Origin of the sequence: Alistipes sp. ZOR0009 (assembly GCF_000798815.1) — a bacterium.
Classification (GTDB): Bacteria; Bacteroidota; Bacteroidia; order Bacteroidales; family ZOR0009; genus Acetobacteroides.
Map to the genome: position 1 here is coordinate 1 of NZ_JTLD01000047.1, position 22,263 is coordinate 22,263.

General features: G+C 45.7%; 18 protein-coding genes. 8 read left to right on the top strand and 10 right to left on the bottom strand.

Annotation, left to right across the window (positions count from 1 at the left end; genetic code table 11):
• Window positions 1–229: 229 nt before the first annotated feature.
• Entirely contained in the window at window positions 230–583 is a 354-nt protein-coding gene (locus L990_RS13270; protein WP_047450255.1) for a hypothetical protein, read from the top strand.
• Window positions 584–761: 178 nt separating this feature from the next.
• On the opposite strand, the gene L990_RS13275 is transcribed toward L990_RS13270, so the two are convergent.
• Both L990_RS13275 and L990_RS13280 read right to left on the bottom strand, forming a co-directional pair.
• Window positions 762–2,654 carry a glycoside hydrolase family 13 protein gene (locus L990_RS13275; RefSeq protein WP_047450257.1) on the bottom strand — a complete coding sequence of 631 codons (1,893 nt, stop codon included), beginning with the start codon at window positions 2,652–2,654 and terminating at the stop codon, window positions 762–764.
• Window positions 2,655–2,972: 318 nt separating this feature from the next.
• Entirely contained in the window at window positions 2,973–4,022 is a 1,050-nt protein-coding gene (locus L990_RS13280) for a hypothetical protein (protein WP_156121576.1), read from the bottom strand.
• A gap of 162 nt (window positions 4,023–4,184) precedes the next feature.
• On the opposite strand from L990_RS13280, the gene L990_RS13285 reads away from it, so the two are divergent.
• Window positions 4,185–4,703, top strand: coding sequence for a TlpA family protein disulfide reductase (locus L990_RS13285; RefSeq protein ID WP_047450262.1), 519 nt, complete (start codon window positions 4,185–4,187; stop codon window positions 4,701–4,703).
• Between the two features lie 277 nt (window positions 4,704–4,980).
• Here L990_RS13285 and L990_RS13290 read toward each other — a convergent pair whose 3' ends face one another.
• The 5 genes from L990_RS13290 to L990_RS13310 all read right to left on the bottom strand — a co-directional run bounded on the left by L990_RS13290 (window position 4,981) and on the right by L990_RS13310 (window position 8,584).
• Window positions 4,981–5,541 carry a 3'-5' exonuclease gene (locus tag L990_RS13290; protein WP_052181011.1) on the bottom strand — a complete coding sequence of 187 codons (561 nt, stop codon included), beginning with the start codon at window positions 5,539–5,541 and terminating at the stop codon, window positions 4,981–4,983.
• A 492-nt stretch (window positions 5,542–6,033) separates the two neighbouring features.
• Window positions 6,034–6,978, bottom strand: coding sequence for a TerC family protein (locus L990_RS13295; protein WP_047450303.1), 945 nt, complete (start codon window positions 6,976–6,978; stop codon window positions 6,034–6,036).
• 154 nt (window positions 6,979–7,132) lie between these two features.
• Entirely contained in the window at window positions 7,133–7,756 is a 624-nt protein-coding gene (locus L990_RS13300) for a hypothetical protein (RefSeq protein WP_156121578.1), read from the bottom strand.
• 132 nt (window positions 7,757–7,888) lie between these two features.
• Window positions 7,889–8,176: a hypothetical protein gene (locus L990_RS13305; RefSeq protein WP_047450268.1), complete on the bottom strand. Its 288-nt coding sequence runs from the start codon at window positions 8,174–8,176 to the stop codon at window positions 7,889–7,891.
• Window positions 8,177–8,284: 108 nt separating this feature from the next.
• The gene (locus tag L990_RS13310; RefSeq protein WP_047450271.1) at window positions 8,285–8,584 is read right to left on the bottom strand and encodes a hypothetical protein; all 300 of its coding nucleotides are present in this window, start codon (window positions 8,582–8,584) and stop codon (window positions 8,285–8,287) included.
• Between the two features lie 799 nt (window positions 8,585–9,383).
• On the opposite strand from L990_RS13310, the gene L990_RS13315 reads away from it, so the two are divergent.
• Entirely contained in the window at window positions 9,384–10,403 is a 1,020-nt protein-coding gene (locus tag L990_RS13315; RefSeq protein ID WP_197057292.1) for an RICIN domain-containing protein, read from the top strand.
• 152 nt (window positions 10,404–10,555) lie between these two features.
• Here L990_RS13315 and L990_RS13320 read toward each other — a convergent pair whose 3' ends face one another.
• Window positions 10,556–12,115: a sulfatase-like hydrolase/transferase gene (locus L990_RS13320; RefSeq protein ID WP_197057293.1), complete on the bottom strand. Its 1,560-nt coding sequence runs from the start codon at window positions 12,113–12,115 to the stop codon at window positions 10,556–10,558.
• Window positions 12,116–12,243: 128 nt separating this feature from the next.
• Window positions 12,244–12,768 (bottom strand): outer membrane beta-barrel protein, encoded by a 525-nt coding sequence (locus L990_RS13325; protein ID WP_047450276.1) that lies wholly within the window; start codon window positions 12,766–12,768, stop codon window positions 12,244–12,246.
• A 235-nt stretch (window positions 12,769–13,003) separates the two neighbouring features.
• Here L990_RS13325 and L990_RS13330 point away from each other — a divergent pair, with 235 nt between their 5' ends.
• The 4 genes from L990_RS13330 to L990_RS13345 all read left to right on the top strand — a co-directional run bounded on the left by L990_RS13330 (window position 13,004) and on the right by L990_RS13345 (window position 20,726).
• Window positions 13,004–17,530 (top strand): hypothetical protein, encoded by a 4,527-nt coding sequence (locus L990_RS13330; protein WP_047450280.1) that lies wholly within the window; start codon window positions 13,004–13,006, stop codon window positions 17,528–17,530.
• 240 nt (window positions 17,531–17,770) lie between these two features.
• Window positions 17,771–18,508, top strand: coding sequence for a hypothetical protein (locus tag L990_RS13335; protein ID WP_047450283.1), 738 nt, complete (start codon window positions 17,771–17,773; stop codon window positions 18,506–18,508).
• Between the two features lie 10 nt (window positions 18,509–18,518).
• Window positions 18,519–19,571: a PCMD domain-containing protein gene (locus tag L990_RS13340; protein ID WP_047450286.1), complete on the top strand. Its 1,053-nt coding sequence runs from the start codon at window positions 18,519–18,521 to the stop codon at window positions 19,569–19,571.
• A 198-nt stretch (window positions 19,572–19,769) separates the two neighbouring features.
• Entirely contained in the window at window positions 19,770–20,726 is a 957-nt protein-coding gene (locus tag L990_RS13345; protein WP_052181013.1) for a hypothetical protein, read from the top strand.
• A 133-nt stretch (window positions 20,727–20,859) separates the two neighbouring features.
• Here the strand turns inward: L990_RS13345 and L990_RS13350 are convergent, their stop codons facing one another.
• Window positions 20,860–21,501, bottom strand: coding sequence for a lactate utilization protein (locus tag L990_RS13350; RefSeq protein ID WP_052181014.1), 642 nt, complete (start codon window positions 21,499–21,501; stop codon window positions 20,860–20,862).
• A gap of 172 nt (window positions 21,502–21,673) precedes the next feature.
• On the opposite strand from L990_RS13350, the gene L990_RS13355 reads away from it, so the two are divergent.
• Window positions 21,674–22,237, top strand: coding sequence for an AraC family transcriptional regulator (locus L990_RS13355; protein WP_047450315.1), 564 nt, complete (start codon window positions 21,674–21,676; stop codon window positions 22,235–22,237).
• The last annotated feature ends 26 nt before the right edge of the window (window positions 22,238–22,263 follow it).

Genomic DNA, 22,263 nt, shown 5'->3' on the forward strand with positions numbered 1-22,263 from the left:
GCTTTTCGATAAAAAAGTAGAGCTTTTCAGTTCAAAAGTAGAGCTTTTCGATAAAAGGAAGCTCCTCCAGAATGGCCGTAGGCAGCTCTCGAATTGCCGTTATCTTTTTTTAAAGCTATATAAAGCACGTTATGATTGCGCTATCGTAATTTGCTTAACGGTTGTACGCTGAGCTGGTTGCCAGCTAGAAGTACATCAGGGCAAATATATTTATATAACGCATCTGGGCATGAAAATTGACATTCCTGGCCATCCTGACAACAAGGCAAACCTTGCTGCTGGTATTATTGCCAAGCACGAGAAGGATGGAGAAGCATCGCCAATAAAATTATTGGTGACGCCAGATGTAAAAGTAAATGTAGACAAGATTACCAGCAAAACCAAGCAGGCTGTCGAGCTACGCCGCCAGTCTGAGGTGCTAATTGAGGAGAGAAACAACCTTGTAAAGGATGTTGATCAATTCATTAGAGGATGTAGAGACATTTTAATGGCGCTTTATCCTGATGAACCCAAGAAGCTTACCGAATATGGTTTTGATGTGGTTACCAACCCTTCTAAGAGTAAAGGCTCTGAAGATAAGTAACCTTGCTACCTTTTTTTTTACATCGGGGCCTCAGCAATGGGGCCTTGTTCGTTGTAGGAGGCGGCGTCCCTATGCAGGTGCCGATGCGGGTGCGGGCTGCGCTAGTCCCCCTAAAAACAGCAAAGCCAAACCCTTTAGCGGGGTTTGGCTTTGCTTATGCTGTATGCGGTGCTGCTGGCTACTTGGTAATAAGCACCACCGACGATTGGGGTTGCAGCGTAACCGTAACCATGCCCTTCTTGGGGCGCATCTGCATCGATCGGTTTAGCGGATTGACGTAAACGCCCTTCTGCGAGGCTGGGATGCTAACCACCTGCACCTTATCCGATAGGTTAAAGGCTACCAGCGCCTGGCTTTTATCCAAGCTGCGGGTGTAGGCAAGTAGGCGACGGGCATCGTCGATTACCACGTACTTTAGGCTTCCTTTTACCAGCACGGGGTTGGCCTTGCGCATGGCAATAAGCTGCTTAAAGAGCTTAAAGGCGGTACTATCGAAGGCCACCTTGTCGGCCGCACGCTTTTGTCCAAGGGGATGCACCACCTCGTCGTCGAACTTATAGTCGGGCCAGATTAGCGGCTTGCGGCAGTCGGGATCGTCGGATCCCCACATCCCCATCTCGTCGCCATTCCAGATTTGGGGCGAACCAACGAAGGTGTACTGGTGTACCAGCAGCTGCTCCATTACCTTACGGGTAGCGGCATCGGGCCTATTTATCTTATACTTTGGATCGTCGAAAGGCTTTACGTTGTACTTATACTTTCCCTTGTTGTAAAGCGAGGTGGATAGGCGTGGCGAGTCGTGGCTGCTGGTCATGTTCATGTAGGCATCGGCCACCTCGGGGCGCACGGTGGTAAATATGAAGTTCATCTGCTTTACGAACTCGGTTACGGGCATAGCATCGGGCGCGCTGTTAAAGAAGTGGCGAGCCGAACGGTACCAGCGGTAGTTCATGTTGGCATCAAAGACGTCGCCCTGCACAAACGGACGGGGATCGAGCAGCTGGTCGGGCCACTTTTCCCACCAAACCTCACCTATCAGGTACATCTCGGGGTTTATGCTGCGGCACACCTCCCTAAACTCCCTCCAAAAGCCCATTGGCAGCTCTGCGGCAACGTCTAGGCGTATTCCGTCAATGCCGTCGGCAGGGTTGCCATCGCCATTGGGGTCGGCCCAGCGCCTTACCACCGAAAAGATATGCTGCTTTAGGGTTTCGCTGTAGAGGTTTCCCTCGTAGGCCTTCACCTGCGAGTTGTCGTGGTTAACCGTTTCGCGCATTTCGGGCAGCGTATTAACGCCCATCCAGCCCTGGTACTCGAACTCGTTTACCGTCGTGGCTGGATTATCGAATCGGCTGACGATGTACCAGTCCTTATACTTCGACTTCATGCCCTTTTTAAGCACATCCTGAAAGGCCCAGAAGTTGGTTCCGGTGTGGTTCCACGAGAAGTCCATGGTTACCTTCATTCCGCGCTTATGCGCCTCCTGAATAACCTTTAGGAAGAGCTTATCGGCCTCGGTCCACACCCACTCCTTGGGGTTGTCGTGGTTTTCGAGGAGCATGTCCTTCGCATCCTGGCGCGGATTGGGGCCAAAGTTGCGGTCGATGTGGTGCCAGTAGGTGGCATCGTACTTATGCATCGACGGCGCATCGTTAAGCGGGTTAAAGTAGATGGCGTTGATGCCCAGCTCCTGCAGGTAGTCGAGCTTATCGAGCACTCCCTTCAGGTCGCCACCGTACCTGCGGTACTGCACCTTTCCCGAGAAGTTCATCGAGGGCTCCAAGCTCTCGAACCAGCTGTCGGGCTGGTACCAGTCGTGCGTCCAAGGGGTTATCTTCCAGTCGGTAGGGATATCCTTATTCACGTAGTCCGTAATATCGGCACGGGTAGGGTCGTTGGCGGGATCGCCGTTGCGAAAACGCTCCACAAATATCTGATACCACACGGCCTGGCGCGCCCACTGGGGCACGTGCGTCAGCCTTTCGTTGCCGGCGGGTGTAACCTGGTTACCTTGGGCAAAAGCCGATACGGCAAAGCCCACTCCAGCCGCTGCTGCTATAAATTTCTTCATTCGCAAATCAATATTTACTCGTAGCCAACGCCTAAAGCGGCTCCTACGAAGCTCGCACAGCACCTAAACACCTGCCCTCGTTACCGAAGGCAGCACGAGCCGCTTAGAAGCACCTCCTAGCGCGTTGGCTAGCGTTACATTTTGGTACGCAAGTACTCTATCTCAAAGTAATAACAAATAACCCTAACAATCAACCAATTTATCCATAACAAATGGCTAACGCTACAAAAGGCTGGTAAGCCTATACGAATGGGGCTGGTTTTCAAACAAAAAAGCGGTCGGCCAAAAGGCCGACCGCTATATCGTTAGTCGAATCGCTTAGTACTCGTAGTAGTACGAACCATCGTCGTAGAAGCCATCCTCGCTATCGTAGTCCTCCTCTACTTCAAACATTGGCTCGGTGCCAAGGTTGATGTTTACGTACATGCCTGGTAGGCGTATAGAAGATATCCATCTCGATCCTCTTAGGTAAACAAACGCGTTGCTGTAGTTATCCCAGTAGAGGTTTAGTCGAGGGAAGAAGATAAAACGGCGTACAAAAACGTAGTCGGGAGCCCAAATTGGACGGTAAAGTACCACATCGCGCTGGTCTCTGTAATCGGAATAGATGATGCGGGGCATTCCTCGGTAGTAGGGAGGACGTACGCGAATCACACCCGAGTAGTAGGGGGCGCGGTAGATGCGATGATCGTGGTAGTAAACGTATTTTGGTCTTCCATAACCGTATTTTCTAAATCTATCCTCGTACGATCTGTGATCCCAACGGCCTTCGTATCGGCCTTCGTAACGATTGTAGCCGCGACCGCTCGAATTGCCTCTATCCTCCCAACGGCTGTCCCTTGTACGGGTCTCGGTAGGACGAGTTTGCCATCCGCTGGTTTCGGTAGGACGGCCATCGCCCCTGCCATTGGTAACATTGCCATCGGGACGGGTATATCGGCCGCTGGTTGTGGTGCGTGAGGTTTCGGTAGGACGGGTTTGAGGCTGTTCGGTACGGCTTGTTGTCGTAGTGCCCCTATCCCTCTGCTGAAATTGCTCGGCCCTGCTCGAGGTGGTGGTGGTTACATCCCTGCGTTCGGGCTGCGTGGTGGTAGGCTGGCTGGTATTCGATCCTCGCCCTCTCTGAAACTGCTCGGCCCTCGATGTCGAGGACGTAGGTGTTGCCGATTGCGAGCTGGGATCCCTTCTAACCTCCTCGCTGCGGGTGGAACGGGACCTTTCATACCCCGTATTTGTACGTTGCGCCCTCTCCTGTTGTCCGCGGGATTCGCTCTCGGAGCGTCCCCTTCTCTCTTCTTGGGCAAGTGTGGTAGCTGGTATTGCCATTACAGATGCAAATAGCAGCAGTGTTGCAGTGCGCCTTATCATAACCTCAGTTTTTTGTGTGAAAGTATCCATTTTGACTAACACTTTCCTTTGCAGCTGTCAAAGTAATAAAATTTAATAATCAAAAAGTGTTCCAGACCTCTCGCAAAGAGCAACTATTTTTATACTTTAATCCCCAATATTTCACACTCAAATAGATACAGGATGAAAAAGATTTTTGCAACCGTAATATTCGCTGCAGCCAGCCTGTTAGCCTACTCGCAGAACGACGCCAGAGGCTACGCCGTTAAGGTTGGAGATATGGCTCCCGACTTTACCATCACCCACCTCGACGGAAAGACACAAAAGCTCAGCGACCTTAAGGGGAAGGTGGTTATGCTACAGTTTACGGCCAGCTGGTGCGGCGTATGCCGCAAGGAGATGCCCCACATAGAGGCGGATATTCAACAAAAGTATAAGAACAACCCCAACTTTGTGCTTATTGGGATAGACCTGAAGGAGAGCAAGGAGAAAACCAAGTCGTTTCAGGAGCTGATGAAGATAACCTACCCGCTTACCCTCGACCTTGACGGTACCATTTTTGGCCTTTACGCCGAAAAGAATGCGGGGGTAACCCGTAATATTATTATAGATAGGGATGGTAAGATTGTATTCCTTACCCGCCTATACGAAACAGCCGAGTTCGAGGCCATGAAGGAGAAGATTGCGAGCCTGCTACAGTAGCAGCAAGCGTTAGACGATAAAAAAGGGCTACCCAAAGCATCAGCGGCAAAAAGGGTAGCCTTTGCCATATAACAGGGAGCGCCAATGGTATTACAACAAATGATTTCTGTACCACCAAAAGCCTCCACCTCCTACCGCAAGGTGATTTAGCGTGCCGTAGTGCACATACCGTAATCGGTAATCCTTCCATTTATACAACCACCTCTACTTTTACTGCCACCTGTAGCACCTACCCGGTGAATCCATCGTTCAAAGTAGCACAGCAAGCCATTACCTGCTAGCGAAGCTTCGCTCCCTTTTTTCGTAGGGCGGCTATTTCATTCAGTTCGGCAACGCTGCGGGCTCCATGCTGCCTTGCAAGCGTCAAAATAATGTTGGCGCAGCCATCAGCATCGCTCTGCGCCTCGTGGTGGTTTAGGCGGATGTCTAGCACCTCACAAACGGTTGATAGGCGGTAGTTGAAAAGGTCGGGCATTAAGCTTTTGGCAATCTTATGCGAGCAGTAAAACTCAAAATCGGGGCAAACCCTATCGTATACCTCCAGCGACTGGCGTAAAACGCTCTTATCGAAAGGGGCATTGTGCGCCACCAGCGGCATACCAGCTATTAACGGATGAATCTCTTCCCACAGGTCGGAAAAGGTAGGCGAATTCTTCACCTGCTCGGGCCTAATTTGGTGGACACCTATATTAATAGGCTCAAAATAGTTGGGGTATGGCTTAATCAGCTTGCAGTACCGCGAAACGATTGCCCCCTGCTTCACAACGGTAATACCAACCGAGCAGGCGCTGCTTCGCTTAAAGTTGGCCGTTTCAAAATCTATTGCTACAAAATCCATATTACGTTCTATTCAAGAAGAATTTTTGAAGATAGTAAAATGATGCTTACAAAAAATAGGATGCCACCAGGCGCAGCGTATGGTACTACCGCATTGGGCAGCGCTACCATATAGTAAAAGCATACATTCCGATCCTTAGCGCAGGGAGGGTTCGTACGAACAAGGCAGGATAAATTCCGAATATGAGTTAATGTACGATCGCCTCCGGAAATCCGCCTCCCCAACGCTAAAGAAGGAATGTATGCTTCACTACAACTTGCAACGATGTCTCATCGTGACATTAGAAATCTAAAAAATAAAAAACAATAATTACTGAGGTTCTAATTTTTACATAGAAGCTAGGCATTAAAAAGGTATATGTTTTGGATGCAAAGGAGGTTTCCAACCCCAGGCGCACCTAGCGCTACGGTTGTAAGGTATTTCGCGTCCGACGGCCTAAGCTCCGCAAAGGAAATCGGCCATTTGGTACCACACCGTCCCCTCCTATGGCATCTACTCGTTTTTACTAGTCAGCAACAAATCGTTTTGCTTTTGCGGAAACACCACCGAAAGCAGCACCGAAACGGCCAATATCCCCACAATTGTTAGCAGCGAGTAAACAATAGGAATCTTGTACAGATCCACAATCAGCATCTTTACCCCTATAAAAATAAGGATAACCGAAAGGCCATACTTTAGGTAGTGGAAGTACTTGGTAATTCCGGCTAGGGCAAAGTAAAGCGAGCGCAAGCCTAAAATGGCAAATACGTTGGAGGTAAAGATGATAAACGTATCGTTGGATACCGCTAGAATGGCTGGAATGGAATCTACAGCAAAAATAAGGTCGGTAAACTCCACAATAAGCAGCACAATAAAGAGCGGGGTGGCAAAACGTTTGGCATTAATCTTCACAAAGAAGCGTCCGCCGCTCATGCTATCGGTAACCGGGAAGAATCGTTTAAATAAACGAACCAGCGGATTCTTGTCGGGCTCCACCTCCTTGTCGTCGTGAAAAAGCATCTTGGCCCCCGTAAAAAGCAGGAACACCCCAAAGAGGTAAATAATCCAGTGGAACTTGCTAATAAGGGCAACACCGGCAAAAATAAAGATTGCACGAAGCACCAACGCCCCTATAATGCCCCAAAATAGCACCTTATGCTGGTATTTAGGGCTAACGTTGAAGTAGGAAAAGAGCATGATGAAGACAAAAAGGTTGTCTACGCTCAGCGACTTCTCTATCAGGTAGCCGGCCAAGAACTCTAACGCCTTTTCCTTCCCCATGTAGAGGTAAAGACCGTAGTTAAAGAGCAGCGCCAAGCCAATCCATACCCCACTCCAGATTAACGCCTCCTTGACCTTAACCTCGTGCGAGTTACGGTGAAAAACACCTAGATCGAGGATCAGCATCAGCATTACAAATACCAAAAAGCCGATCCACACAAACTCATTTACAACCATATAGTACATCTAAAAGTTAACAACTAAATCGGAATAGCCCCGGCTATTCTCTCCTGTAGCTGCTCTAAAAGCGATTCGGAGTGCCCTATTCTCAATTTGAAAACACCAGTAGTAGGCACTTCCGAATCGCCACTTGAACGAGCAGCAGCTAAGTCTAAAGCAAATTATATAACGATATTGCAACAATTAAAGTCACGCCAATAGCAATGCCAATAGGCTTGTAGTAGGACTCCAACACCTCCTTGGCTCTTGCACCGAACCTTACTATGCACCACGTAAAGGCAAAATACTTCACGCTTTGGCAAATGGCCGTCACCACCATAAATATTATGATGTTTATATCAAAAACACCCGCAAGCACCGTCATTAAAGTTTGCGGCGCGGGCACAAACGACACCGAAAACAGTATCCAGTAGTCCCATTTCTCAAAAAGCGCCTTGGCCATCTCGTATACCTCGATGCTGGCCCCTGGAACGTGGTTAAATACCAGCATGGCCAGCGAGGTAAAACCTCCCTCGGGGGTTAACCACAAAAAGTGGCCTATGGAATAGCCAACCAGCGCACCCAAAACACCTCCACCTACCACAAAAGCGGCAAATCGGTAGGCCTTTTCGGGATTAAATAGCACGGCGGTCAGTAAAAATAACGGCGTAGGAATGGCCAATGCGGCGGCATCGGCAAAGGCAACCGCAAAAAGCATCCAGCCGCTCCACTTAGAGCTGGCGTAGCGCATGCACCAATCGTACAAACGCGATATTCGTAAGTTCTTCAGGGTCATTACCAATTAGGGAATAATCATCAAGAGAGACATAGCCCACCTTACCTTTTAATTAAACATACACTACATACAAGAAAATGAAGGTAAGGGGACTATGCACTCGTTGATTAGGGCTTTGGTTTGGTTTTTTTTCTAATTAATAATGCTATCCAGAAAGGGTTTAACCTGATCGCTGCCTAAAAAGTCGCGACCCAGATCAAATAAATATGGTAATATAAAGGCTACAACAAGCGCCAATAATCCAATCCCCACTACCACTATCGCTAGGATAAACCAACGTAACTTTCGGTTGGTTAATGCCATTCCGAGAATCTTAAAGAGCAGCTGCAACTTGCTCTGCGGGTAATGCTGATGGCGGTTTCCGTGAAAACCTGAACGCCTATTGCTATTTTGAAGATTAATAAAGTTTTCGAAGCTCATGTAAGTTACAAATAGAGTTAGACATCAAACCTTGCGGTTTGGTTAACTAAAATCATGCGATACTACCAGAATAGTATGCGCACACTTCTTACCAGAAGAGATTGTAACTTAGGCTTTGGGAGGTAGCCAAAGAGAAAATGGGAATGTACTAGCTAAGGTAACGTCGCGAGTGTCGAAAAAGATATCGCTTACAGCGGCATTATAGGGTACATCCAGAGCAGAAGAAACCTGCTCGTCGTTAAAAGAATCAATTTCAAAAACCAACGACGCGGTTGCATCGCTAGCGGTTTCATTCATTTCAATAATGGTAGACTTATCTTCTGTTTTATCACCAGAATAACCCGCATAGCAGGCAATCGCTGCTATGAAAATTATAGTCCGTAATATCACACTTCTTAGTTCTTCCATTTGCTGACGAAAATAGCTCCACAATTTAAACTACCGAAACCTTAGGTGTTAAAGTGTACAAATATCCGAACATCTATTATCTAATTACCTACACAATTAGGCTTTTAAGAAGAAGTAGGAGAGCGTTACATAACGCTGTTGGCTAAGGCAAGCAGCTGCCAATAACCGTAATGCTAATGCCCATAGGATTAGCTACCACCTAACATTTGCTCGCACCCCTATTAAGAACAATTGGCTACTATTCTTCCAGTATTTTATTGCGATTATACACGATAAGCGACCCGTCAAACGGCATTACAACGCTTATATACGAACGTTGCAGTCTGATATGGCGGAGTTATTCATAAGGTTGGATGACTTTTTAGATGGAAGGAACTGCTACTAAGAAAATGAAGAAAAGAGCGGAACCATCGAGTGCCATTTAAGGGTTAAAATGGCATGAATAAATGCTACGGCCTCTTTCCCAAAATGTGAATTCATTCCCTAATCACTTTAATAGTAGTAGCTGAATACTTATAGGTTCTAGCTGCTCGCTAAAAAAAGTTCTTCCCCTTCTCCCCTTATCCAAGCGAAGCTGGCGCTAATCTGCCAACGTGCTACTAAAAGGTGCCATCCGTACGTCTCCTACATTATATTTTTCTGCTATGGCTGCTGTCGCAATTTCCACCCTTAATTCGCATAATAGATGCAACCTCTCCCTTTTCACGTTAATTAAATCACACTCTATTGACAACGCCACCAACACTTTCGTAATATGCCTATGTTTTTTATTAAGATCAACAAACAAAAAAACAAGACAATGATTATTAGTGGATTGTATTTTAGGCTTACTCATAGGAGTAATGGAAGAGTTTTAGACGGTAATTCGAAAGGTGATGCGTACACCTTAGATTGGAACGGCGGCGACTATCAAAAATGGCTGTTTGAAGATCAGGGTGATGGCTACTACCGAATTACACAAAAGGCTACAAAAAAAGTTTTAGATGGAAACTCGAAAGCGAAGGTCTTTCTTAACGACTGGAACGGCGGTGACTATCAAAAATGGCAGCTCCTACAACAAAATGATGGCTACTGCATGCTTCGTCAAAAAGCAACAGGTTCCGTACTCGATGGCAATAACTCCGGTGATGTTTACATGCACTCCCAGAATGGTAGCGATTACCAAGAATGGAAGATTGAGATAGCAACGCTCAATATGAATAATACCATTGAAGATATTACCTACCAACAAGCAAGCTACCCTACTGATCTTACCGCATTCTATGTTTTTAATGACATGGAAATTGACAACAACTCGCCTAGCGCAACCTATAAGCAAACCATCTCGCAGGAGAAATCAAAAACAAGCACCTTCACCTGGTATTGTAATCAAACCCTATCCATAGGAGCAAAGATAACAGCTAAGGCAGGTGTTCCTTTCTTTAGCGTAAAGACGGAAATAGATGCAGATTTGACGATGGAAACAGGTCAATCTTCGACGGTGACAACTGAAGAGAGCTATACGATCTCCGAAGAGATAAACGTACCGCCTTTAACATCGGTAGTTGTAAGTGGTTTCTACGATTGGTCCGACAACATGTCGTTCCCCTGTCAGTATATTATTCTTGTACAGGCAACAGCGGATAGCAATACAGGTGTTCGCCCTTTAAATAACAATGAGCTGCTAGAAGTTCTACAAAATAGTGGGTTTAATGGCACTGTTATCGATAATACGAAGCCAAATACACTTACGGTTACTATTGATGGTACCTTTAATGGCTGTTATGGCTTGAAGTCGCATACTACAATTAACCCGGTAAAGGTGTTGAGTCAAGCATAATTAAGCACTTTTATAACTAAGAAAGAGGGGCCCAAGTAGTATCACAGCATACCTATCACGATGAATATATACTAAACCACCTCAGAGCATACTCTAAGGGTATTAGTATCATGATAGGAGCAACAATACATTCTGGAAGCCCCTCTTTTCTTTTAGTCTCTCAGAAACTTAATCTTAAAAGAGTTCAAGGTGGGAGCCGTTCGTACCTTTTCCATTAAATCGCGCAGCTCGCAAACTAATGCAGGGTTCTCTTCGGCAACATCGGTTGTTTCGGTTGGATCAACAGAAAGGTTGTAGAGCTCAAAAGTAGGCTCCTGAAAGCTCATATTCTTTCCAATTAGCTTCCACTGTCCCCTTATAATTGCCTGATGGGCGGTATTGTCTGCTATCTCCCAGTAGAGGTAGTCGTGCTGCGCCTGTTCCCCTTTACCCAGTAGCGTAGGAAGTAAGCTTACCCCATCGGCGTAGGCTGGCTTTTCGATGCCAACTAGCTCGGTTATGGTGGGTAGAATATCGTAGCTAATAGCTTGCTGCTCCACCACCCGGTTGGTGTCTATTGCATTTGGCCAAACCGCAAAAAAGGGCACCCGTATCCCCGATTCAAAAAGATAGCCCTTGCCACGTCCATTTCCAACTGCATATTTCCCGGCACTCTCAAAAAACCGAACGTCGATGCCGTTGGTGCTGCTCACCCCATTGTCCGACGCAAACACAATAAGCGTATTCTCGAATAGCCCCTTTTCCTTTAGCTTCTCTACAAGCTTACCAACCTGCATATCAAAGTAGGTAACCATTGCAGCATAGGTTGCCCGAGGCGTACGGTTAGGATATCCACCAAAAAAGGCCAGGTAGGGTTCATCATCAAGAAACTCGCGCTGATACTCCTTTAGGGCAGAGCTGGCAGGCACCTGCAGCGGACCTTGAGCCAGCGGAGAGGCGTAAACCATAAAGAAAGGCTTCCTCCCATTGTCCTCAATAAACTTAATAGATGCCGCCAGAATTGAGTCTGGAGCATAGCTGTCTAGCGTATACTTCTGATAGCTGTCGGCACTCCTAGGATCGGCGCCATTGGCCAGCTTCATATTCGGAAATACAAGCGAGTTATCCAACGACACCTTTCTGCTATCGCGCCATAGGTACTTCGGATAGTAGGTTTGCGCCTGACGCAGGCAGGCATAGCCGTAAAAGGTATCGAAGCCATGCTTTAACGGTGCACCTTCGGAAAAAATGGAACCCAATCCCCACTGACCAAACAGACCGGTGGCATATCCCTTTGTTTTAAGCAGGTCGGCAATGGTTTGCTCGCCTGCTGGCAGCGGACGTTGCCCCTCGAGGGTCGAATCCATCAAAACCTTAACGTAGTTATTAACGCTACCGCGCTCGGCCCACTCGTCGGTTCCTCGAATGGCCGCCTTTCCAGCATGCTTTCCCGTAAGCAGGATGGCCAAAGAGGGCGCATCGGAAGGTGAGCCCGTGTAGAAGTTGGAAAAACGCACGCCTTGCCTAGCAAGAGCGTCAATATTGGGAGTTTTTATCTTTTGCTGTCCGTAAATGCCCAAGCTTCCAATACCCAAGTCATTTCCTAAAATGACTACGATATTTGGTTTAACGCCATTTTGAATCGTATCGCCAGCCCCGCTGGCAAACAAGTCGTGCGACAAGAAGAAAAGAAGAGCTACTACTGCTAATTTGGAGGGAATTACCTTAACCATAAACATAACAAAGTATTATAAACTAATACAAAGCTAATAAAAAGTATATACAAAAACAGAACCCTATAATTAACAAAACAAAAAAGGCCGAGTTTTAAAACCCCGGCCCTACTTATTTCTTCTAGTAATTAGAATCTAAAAGTGTAACCAACATTAAGTTGGAAGAAATTAAAGGTAACATCATCAAAAGAGCCTGCACCTCTGTAGCTAGCTCCAAATAAGAAGCCATTATACTTAATACCACCTTCTACAGCATAGCCAAACTTAGTATCATTATCTTTATGAGAGAAAGTTCCTACTCCAGCACCAATAAAAGGACGAACACCTTCTTCTGTAAAGTTATAAATACCTTTTGCCAAAAAAGAGTTTATGATACGATCATCAATATCATAAGAGGTAGTAATCCCCATAATTGTTTCAGAACCAGACTTCCCTTTAAATGTAGAGTATGCATACTCCAATCCTAATTCAAACTTTGGGTTAATGTTATAGGTACCTTGAAGTTGTCCAACAAATCCACTTTTGTAACCATCAGAAGCATCACCTGTTGGAAAAGTAAGACCACCACCTACAGTTACATTCCATTTTTTGTCTTGAGCATTTGCACCAAAACATACAGCTACAATAGCCATTAGTAATAAAATCTTTTTCATAAAAATAAAATAAAAGTTATTAAAATACAGTGCAAAATTAACGATGATTTTCTTTTAAGCCAAACTTTCATACCAAATAATTCATTCGAAGCAATGCTAAGCACACCTCTTACACCATATTATATTGCATAAATACTTTGTTAATAGAATCGTATAAAACAATTCAAAATGATATTTTTGCGAGTACCTTGTTGGAAAAGGGAATTATAATCTAAGGGAACTTAAAGCCACTACATTGACCATCACCAAAAAACATCGACTTCGATTACTAGTAGGAGTAGCCGTCTTTATAGGCCTACTCTCCTACTCGTCTCTCTGGGGAAAGCTTAACAAGCAGGATGAGAAGGCACAATTCAACGCCATCGTTTCGCAGCAGCTGCTCCCCTTTAAAAGCGACGAAAACACGCTTTTCATTAAATCATTCGACAGCTTCTGGCTTAAAGGCAGCCTATCTGACGCACAAAAAAAAGAGATTGAGGATATCGCCAGCCTTATAGACAAGCGAAACCTTGCTGCAGATCCTTTCCTAACCAGCTACCTTCGCTCCGTTATGGTGTTTTACGACTCAACCTCCAGCATTAAGGGGTACGAAGCTTGGTGCAAAGGCGTCAGAAACGTGCTTACCCGAAAAGGGGTATCAAGCGGCGTTATTCTCAACCTGCTAAAAGGGCCAACCAACTATAAAGCTGATAGAACAATCTACGCCAACGACTACATCAGGTGGCAAGTCGATACGCTAAACCTCACTTTTCAATACGACACAACCCTCTTTGTAAAGTTGCTGCCAAAAACAAAAGTAATATCGTACTGCCAGCGCGATACGGCAAGGATCTTTGCAACCACGGGCACCTTCTACCCCATATGGGGAACAATAAAAGGTTTAGGAGGCCAGGTATTCTGGAAAAAATCGGGCTATGATACAACTAAAGTTTTTGCGAACATCAAAACCTACACGCTAAACCTTAGCCAAACCACACAAAAGTTCGATTCGGTAAAATTTACCTTCGCAGATGTGCTCAAAAACCCTATTTCTGGAAGCCTTACGCTCTCGTATAACGACGTAAACAATCCAGAACAAACCTACTACCCCCAATTTTCGAGCTACAATAGAAGTATTGCCATCACCAACCTTTTCGATTCGCTTAACTTCGTTGGCGGATTATCGATTAAAGGCCGGATTTTTATTGGATATGGAACAAGCCACGAGCCCGCCACGGTTACCATTATAAAAGCCAAGAAGCCATTTATCATTGCCAAAAGCCAATCGTTTCAAATAAAGAGCGACGGTCTTGTCGCCAACGACGCATCCATTGTTCTCCGGATGGTAAAAGACTCCATCATCCATAGCAACAAGATGCTTGTATTCAACAATCAAAATCGGGAGCTACGCCTAACCACCTCGCAAAAAGATATGCTCACCAAAGGGCCATACCTCGACTCGTACCACCAAATAGGGATTATTGCCGACCAGCTTTACTGGAATTTGAAGTCTAACCTAATACGATTCAACGCACAAATAGGTAGCAACCAAAGTGAGGCGATATTCGAATCGTTCAACTTCTTTAACCAAGATCTTTTTGATGGCCTAATGAGGCATGACGAAAAGCATCCCGTATTTGAGATAAGAAAGTACGAACGGGAAAATAAAAGTAAAGGTCCGCTTACCTGCGATGGCTTTAGCCGATTTGCCAAAAAGACCAACAGCGACGCCGAACAGCTGCTAAAGGAGATGGCTTTCTTGGGTTACATCATCTACGATAAGGATAGCCGCATATTTAGAACCACCGCGAAAATGAGAGATGCCGTAAAGGCGCGCAGCGGAAAGCAAGACTACGATGCCATTCTTTTTGTATCCGAAAATCAATCAAAAAGAGACAATGCGCAGCTCGATCTTGACAACTTTAACCTCTCAATTCATGGAATTGAGCAGATTAACCTTGCCGATTCGCAAAAGGTAAAGGTTTATCCCCGAAACAACACGGTTATCCTAAAGCATAACCGCGATATGGAGTTTGACGGGGAGGTTCACGCGGGCTTAGCCACCTTTAAGGGAAGCGGATTTAAGTTTAACTACGATACTTTTACCATCGATTTTGAGAAGGTGGTCTCCATGAACTTCGACTACCCAACCAAACGGCTCGATAACCTCGGAAATCGGATGCTAAACACCATCACCTCCACCATCGAAAACATCACGGGAACGCTTTCTCTCGACGATCCGAACAATAAATCGGGACTAAAGCGAAATCCAAGCTTTCCGAAATTCAAAAGCAAGACCGATTCGTACATCTTCTACGACGATCCATCTATTTTTGGAGGGGTGTACAAACGGGACAAGTTCTACTTTAGGCTTTATCCCTACGAGATCGACAGCTTAACCAGCTTCGAAAAGGGAAGCTTAAAGTTCAATGGCGAAATGGTTTCTGCTGATATCTTCACGCCTTTCGAGCATACCATCAGCGTACAAAAAGACGAATCGCTAGGCTTTACCCGTAAGCTCGATAGCACTGGCGTTACCGTTTATAAGGGCAAAGGACGTTTTTACAATACCGTTAACCTAAGCAACCAAGGCCTAATTGGCGACGGCTCCTTAAGGTATGTTACATCAAAATCTAACTCCAACGCCATTTACTTCTTCCCCGACTCCTGCGTCTCCAATCTCAAATCGATGACTATAGATAGGCAGCTCGCAGGCATTGAATTCCCCAACGGAAACTCGGGCGAACACCTAATGAAATGGTTGCCATACAAGAACGTCATGGATTTTTATAGGGATAAAAGTCCGTTTAACCTCTACGATAATCAGGCCGTTCTTTCGGGAGACTTAAAGCTGCAGCCCATAGGCTTATCTGGAGTTGGAAACCTAAAGGTTAATACCGCACAAATCAACTCGACAGGATATCAGTTTAGAGCATATACGTTTGATGCCACCCCCTCCTTCATTTCCATCTTTGATGAGAAGCTGGAGGCTAAGCTCTACGAGGCCGACTCTGTTGATACAAAAATTGACCTGATGAGCTATAAGGGAACCATTTCGAAAAACGGAACAACCTTTACCTCGCGCTACCCGCAGCTAAGCTACATGTCCATAACCCCAACCATTGCCTGGGATATGAACAACCAAACGCTGGCATTTACCTCATCAAAAAAGATAGAGCTTCCAAATACGGTTGCTAACACCATTAAGCTAGATTACAACGGCTTTACCCCCGAAGGGGCCGTTCTTGTCTCTACCAAAAAAGAGCAAGACTCCCTTTGCTTTGCCACACCAACAGCAACCTACCTGATGCGAGAGCAGAAGCTGGCCGCAAGAAGTGTCAAGCAGATGCTTTTAGGCGATGCAGCCCTCCTCCTAAATTCGCAGCACGATACGGTAACCTTACGTCACGGTGCGGCAATGGATCGTATTAGCAAGGCAGAGCTGGTTGCCAGCCGAAACAACAAAAGGCTGAACTTTTACAACGTAGACATCAACGTTGGCGGAAGAAATGGCTTTAAAGGCGCAGGCGACTACACCTACATTGATAAGTACGAGAAGAAAGATACCATCCGATTTGCAACCATTACGCTGGACAGCACCTACCGCACCATTGCCTATGCCGATATTGATGAGGCACAAGACTTTTTCCTAAGTCCGTTCTTCAAGTTTAAAGGGAAAGCGGTTGCCCGATCAGAGCAAAAGCACATACTATTCGATGGTGGGGCTCAGTTTACGCATAAGCACAAGTCGCTCGCCAAGAATTGGCTCCGATTTACAGCAGAAATAGCTCCCGATTCGGTTATGATCCCAATGAACTCTCCCTATCAATCGGTTAATAAGGTTAGGGTGTACGCCGGTACGCATCTGCGTCGTGACTCTATTGGCGTATATCCCACATTCTTTACAGGACGAAAGTACACACAAGATTCGGCCTTTATTTCGCCCGAAGGTTTTATCTACTACAACGACAACGGAGGATACTACCAGTTTAGCAGCTTAAGTAAGATTAAACGTCCTAGTACAGCAGGCTCCATGATTAGCTTATACAACGAGTTTGATCTGCTGGTAAACGAGGGTAACCTAAATCTAGGCGTCGACTTAGGTGAAGTTCGCCTAACGAGTGCCGGAAAAGCGATTCAGGAGATTAGCAGCAAAGACCTGAAATTTAGCGGAATTCTAACCCTTGATTTTCTCTTCAATAACGAATCATTAAACGTGCTGAATGCCGATGTCTTAGCAGGTTCTGCCAACAGCGTAGACTATAAGTCGCCCGAAATGGCTGCTTCCCTACGCGAGCTACTAGGCGATAAGAAATCGTTGGAGATAATCAACAGCTATGCTAAAACACCAACGCTCGAAAAGCTACCTGAAGAGTTTGCCCACACGCTTACCCTTACCGACGTTCAGATGAAGTGGAATAAGAAGTGGAAAAGCTACATTTCGTACGGAGACATAGGCGTAGCCAACATTGGAGGAAAGCAGGTGAACCGAAAGGTTAAAGGTTTTATAGAGCTAGCCCCCAATAACGACCACCGCATGTACGTATACCTCGATTTAGGAAACGATCGATACGCGCTATTTGTCTACACTTCGGCGGGGAATATGTTTGCAGCCTCATCTAACGAACAGTTCAACATCCCTATTGATAAAACAAGCGCAAAGAAGCGTAGCATTAAGCGTGGATTGTGGGAAACGACCTACATCTACACCAACGCCGATGAGCGTATTATCAACACGGTTAAAAGCAGGTACAACGAGGTTAAAATGTTAAACTCTAAGTAGAAATTTAAGAGCACAGCATACGGAATAGCTTTTCCTAGTATTGCTAACAACTAAGTATCCCACTCCAATCTAGTATTCGGGTGGGATACTTGTTTCTATGAAAAACGGGAATACCAAACATGGCGCACTTTGAGCTTTCAACGCTTAAGTATTTCACACTATTTTAAACATATCCACACTCTATGCGTTAAGATTCAAGCTATACGCTTAAGTAATCTACCACAAAAAAAATCGAAGACAATGGATGTCCCAAGAATTACCCTACCCGTTAGCATCCTGCTATGCCTTATTGCATCCGTCTCTAAAAGTCAGCCCAAAGAAGTTGCTGCAGATAAAGAGAAAAAGCCCCTGTACACTACCAACCTCAATAAGAACGACTATTTTATTGGAGGAACCGTTGGCCTTTCTACCAAAAAGACCTCCAATAGGGATGTCTTTCTATACAACATCGACAACGAAGATAACAGCACCTTCTCGTTTCGATTTGACGGAGGATATGCCCTAAAAGACAACCTTTTTGTCGGATTAGGGATACAATACGGTGAGTCGAGAAAAAAAGGCAACTACACCGATACGGATAATAGCACCAGCTACAAGCAGTTCTACGAATATAGCATGTCTTTTAAGCCATTTATCAAGAACTACGTACCGCTAGGCGAGTCTAGGCGTCTTAACCTTGTTACCCAAACCGAGTTCTCCTTCTCCATTAACCAATCGCTGCTTCAGAGCGAACAAAACGACGACATTACGCGTACCCACCTAAATCAATATGAGATAGGGATAGGAATTCGCCCCGGATTGCTCGTCTTTATTGTCAACAACTTTGCCATAGAGACGTCGGTAAATGTAGCAGGAATCAGCTACTCCTACTCAAGGCAAAAAACAACCAACCAGCCCAAAACCACCATAAACAAGGGCAATATCGACCTCAAAATTGATATTCTACAACTCAACCTCGGCTTCTTTGTATACCTATAATTTTACTGCAATGAAAAGATTTTTCACCATACTAGCCGCTTCGAGCATCGTGCTGCTACCATCGTGCCTAAAAGAAACCCACTTTGGAGCATCAGACAGAAATGCCATCAAATCATTCACCGTAAAAGGACAGATTGGCCAAACTATTTTCGAAGGAAATAAGATTTATGTTGCTGTAGATTTGGATTACGACCTTTCTAAGGTTACGCCAACGGTAGAGATTTCAAACTTTGCAACCATTAGCCCTTCTCCTTCCGATGGTCAGGATTTTCGAAATCCGGTGGTATATAAAGTCACCAGCGAATCTGGAGCATCTCAGGAATACACGGTTTGGCTATACCAAACTACACCAGAGATTCAGCTTCCCAATAGCGGATTTCAGCAGTGGTATGTAACCTCCTCCAGCGGGAAAAGCTACCTACAGATAGGTGCTGGAGCTACCGATACAACGTGGGCCACAGGCAACGCAGGAGCCGCTTCTATTGCCGCTGCCAACGTCGCTCCTATTACATCAGGAAGCGATACCATTGCCGAGCTTGCAACCATAAATACGGGTAAGCTAGCGCAGGCTATCGGACAGGGCATTGCCGCAGGCTCGCTTTTTACCGGAAAGTTTAAGCTAAACATAAGCAACCCCATTGCATCCGCTAAATTCGGAATCAGCTTTGTAGGCAGACCCAAATCGTTTAGCGTTAAGTACAAATATGCACCTGGCCCAACCTTAATGAATGGAAGAGGGGCAGCATTGGCAGGAAAGGATTCGCTCGACGTGTACCTACTACTCGAAGATAGAAGCACCTCCCCTTGGAAGCGTGTTGCTACAGCGTGGTTCCGTTCTGACGAGGCACAATCGGACTTTAGGGAGCTAAAGGTAAACCTTACCTATGGGCAAATACCCACACCCAAATACTACGAAATACCGACAGGCGCAACAACGTGGGGAACAGGCCTAGAAAAGCCAACTCACATTACGGTTGTGTTTTCGAGTAGCGCAAGAGGTAATCTTTTCGAAGGAGCACCAGGAAGCAAACTCTGGGTAAACGATTTTCAGCTTTACTACTAGCCAATAAGTCCCCAAATAGCTTTCTTCTGTTTGGGGACTTACTAATTTTCAAAACCACCTAGCACCTTAACTTAAATACAGCACAATTAACGGTAATATGGAATTAAACGCCCCCTTTTATTGTACTTTTCCTCTGTCTTCTTAAAAACCCGAATCAATTTCAACGATTCTAAAAAGGTCTATAAACAACCGTTTAAAATGAAAAAGATGAATCAAGCACTAAAAAAAGACTTACTGCTTACCCTTTTGCTGGTTGCGGCTACCAGTTTTGCCGCATTACCACAAGCAAAGAAGGGCTCCATTGCCAAAGACGCTATGGTTGGAAACTACGTAACAGACGCCTACGCAAAAAGAAGCAAGGGCTACGACTGGGTAGCTGTTTCAATCAGTAAGTTTAACGATACCAAGTACCGCATTTCAGTTCGCTCGCGTGGCGACCGAAAGAAAACCACCTGCACCTTCGATTCGTATGCTTACGTAGCCGATAAAGGAACGCTTAAAGCCTACGTGAATAACAAGCCAATCCTTTTTGTGGTAAAGGGAAATACGCTAACCATAAAGGCCGAACAGGAAGCCGATGCCAACGAGCTCTACTTCTTCTGCTCTGGCGGTGCATCGCTAGCAGGAAGCTACATGCGCATTAACGAACCAATAGACCAAAAGCAGGTTGACAAAACGGTTTACCAAAAATTTCTAACGTGGGATAAGATCTCCTTTTCTGTTAGCCAAACCGGCGATAAGCTAACCATAAACCCTATTGGGCTAACCATAGATAGCAGCCCCATAACCTTAAAGGTTGATGGCAAAGCCGTAGATGCCGAGGTGGGCGATCTAAATGCCGATAACTATCCGGAGCTATTTATTTACACCTACGATAAAAACGGGAAGGGTAACGCCATTGGCTTTTCGGTAAACAACGGTAAATCTGTGAGCCAAATCACCTTTACAGGAATTGCAGACAGAAAAGACTTGCAAAAGGGATTTGGAGGTAACGATGAGTTTGCCATTGTAGAGGCAACCTTTGTTCAACGTTTCCCCATTTATAAGGATGTTGCCAAAAACATTAAGGCAAACAAAACCCGACAAATACAGTACAAGCTTAAAAATGGCGAAGCAAGCAGAGTGCTTACCATCGATAAGGTGCTAGAATACTAGAACTAACAGATAAGGGGATAGTCCAACAGGCTATCCCCTTTTTTTATGTTTATAAGAAGTACCGCTTCACTTTGGCTATTTGCCATGTGCCTACAAAATTGCTCTAGCACGAAAGTAGTACTCCCGTAAATAGCTAATATCCTAAATCCATATCCAGCAGCAGCACCTCTATTCTATCGGCATCAAACTGCCCCTTTATTACCGTAAGGTAGTTGCAAATTCTATCCTCGCTTCTGCAATCGGAGCATTTACCCGTTTTAGCGCAAGGCGTATTTTTGTTTAAGCGGATGGCATCTGCTGGAGCGGCATAGCTTTTTATCCGAGCAATAGCCTCCTGCTCGTTTGCAACAACCTTATTGTAGCCAGCTACCAGAAAAACTTTTTTCGGTCCATAAATGATTGGAGCAACCCTACTCCCATTACCATCGAGGTTGTAAATCTCGCCCTCCTCCGTAATGGCGTTAATCCCCGAAAAGAAGAAGTCGGCATCGAAATTACTTACGTAGAGCTGGCGCTTCTCCTCTTTTGACATCCCGATATACTTGTTCAAGTAGCGGTAGCTGCCCTTTTCTAGCATATTGTAAAGGCCAATATCCTTAAGAGTAAGAGAATCTCCAACACCGACAACCGCCCCCTTCGGCATCTTACCCTGCAGATAGGATAAAACCTCGTCGGCCGAAGTAAAAATAGCAGCCGTAACTCTTCGTTTTAGTAAGCTGGCCTTGGTTCTCTCCAGCTTTATGCGCCGTAAGCTGGCCATTGCGTCGTGAGTCATTGTACCAATTTTGAGAATAAAGATAAGCAACTTCCATCCAAATTGGCGAGGTGCCAAAGATATCCCCTACATCGTAAACAGCCTGCCTGCTCGCATTTCCAATTCTTTTCCATAACTTCAAGCTTTGAACCAGCACCTACAGCTGGCTGTTAACGGCAATAAACAACGTGCAATGAAGCTCTACATCAAAAATATGGTATGCCCTCGCTGCATTATGGCGGTCGAAAAGGTTATGCAGGACTTGAATATGGCCTACACCAGCATCGAACTTGGAGTTGTGGAGGTTGACCACGATCCATCGACAAGCGAGCTAGCAGCGCTAGATGGCCAGCTACGCAGCCTTGGCTTTGAGCTGCTAGACGATGCCCGCACCACCACCATCGAGAAGGTGAAGACCTTTCTTATTGCCGTTGTACAATCGGGTAGCATCGACGAGCACTTCTCGCTTAGCGACCAGCTATCGGCCCACATAAACAAGGAGTACTCCACCATCTCCAAACTATTCTCGCAGGTAGAGAGCATCACCGTAGAGCAGTACTTTATCCTACAAAAGATAGAGAAGGTGAAGGAGTGGCTGGCATACGACGAGTATACTCTCTCCGAGATTGCCTTTAAGCTGGGATATAGCAGCGTGGCCTACCTCAGCAACCAGTTTAAGAAGGTAACAGGGCTAACCCCGTCGGCATTTAAGGCGCAGCATCAGGGGCTACGAAAGCCGCTCGACAACATCGTGTAATGGCGCATTTCCCCCTTTAAGTGCAA

Bases quoted from the DNA above. Each gene is read 5' to 3' on its own strand.
- L990_RS13305 (WP_047450268.1), bottom strand. From the start codon at position 8,176: ATGAGCTTCGAAAACTTTATTAATCTTCAAAATAGCAATAGGCGTTCA.
- L990_RS13315 (WP_197057292.1), top strand. From the start codon at position 9,384: ATGATTATTAGTGGATTGTATTTTAGGCTTACTCATAGGAGTAATGGA.
- L990_RS13290 (WP_052181011.1), bottom strand. From the start codon at position 5,541: ATGGATTTTGTAGCAATAGATTTTGAAACGGCCAACTTTAAGCGAAGC.
- L990_RS13355 (WP_047450315.1), top strand. From the start codon at position 21,674: ATGAAGCTCTACATCAAAAATATGGTATGCCCTCGCTGCATTATGGCG.
- L990_RS13320 (WP_197057293.1), bottom strand. From the start codon at position 12,115: ATGGTTAAGGTAATTCCCTCCAAATTAGCAGTAGTAGCTCTTCTTTTC.
- L990_RS13340 (WP_047450286.1), top strand. From the start codon at position 18,519: ATGAAAAGATTTTTCACCATACTAGCCGCTTCGAGCATCGTGCTGCTA.
- L990_RS13270 (WP_047450255.1), top strand. From the start codon at position 230: ATGAAAATTGACATTCCTGGCCATCCTGACAACAAGGCAAACCTTGCT.
- L990_RS13335 (WP_047450283.1), top strand. From the start codon at position 17,771: ATGGATGTCCCAAGAATTACCCTACCCGTTAGCATCCTGCTATGCCTT.
- L990_RS13310 (WP_047450271.1), bottom strand. From the start codon at position 8,584: ATGGAAGAACTAAGAAGTGTGATATTACGGACTATAATTTTCATAGCA.
- L990_RS13350 (WP_052181014.1), bottom strand. From the start codon at position 21,501: ATGACTCACGACGCAATGGCCAGCTTACGGCGCATAAAGCTGGAGAGA.
- L990_RS13285 (WP_047450262.1), top strand. From the start codon at position 4,185: ATGAAAAAGATTTTTGCAACCGTAATATTCGCTGCAGCCAGCCTGTTA.
- L990_RS13280 (WP_156121576.1), bottom strand. From the start codon at position 4,022: ATGATAAGGCGCACTGCAACACTGCTGCTATTTGCATCTGTAATGGCA.
- L990_RS13275 (WP_047450257.1), bottom strand. From the start codon at position 2,654: ATGAAGAAATTTATAGCAGCAGCGGCTGGAGTGGGCTTTGCCGTATCG.
- L990_RS13345 (WP_052181013.1), top strand. From the start codon at position 19,770: ATGAAAAAGATGAATCAAGCACTAAAAAAAGACTTACTGCTTACCCTT.
- L990_RS13295 (WP_047450303.1), bottom strand. From the start codon at position 6,978: ATGGTTGTAAATGAGTTTGTGTGGATCGGCTTTTTGGTATTTGTAATG.
- L990_RS13300 (WP_156121578.1), bottom strand. From the start codon at position 7,756: ATGACCCTGAAGAACTTACGAATATCGCGTTTGTACGATTGGTGCATG.
- L990_RS13325 (WP_047450276.1), bottom strand. From the start codon at position 12,768: ATGAAAAAGATTTTATTACTAATGGCTATTGTAGCTGTATGTTTTGGT.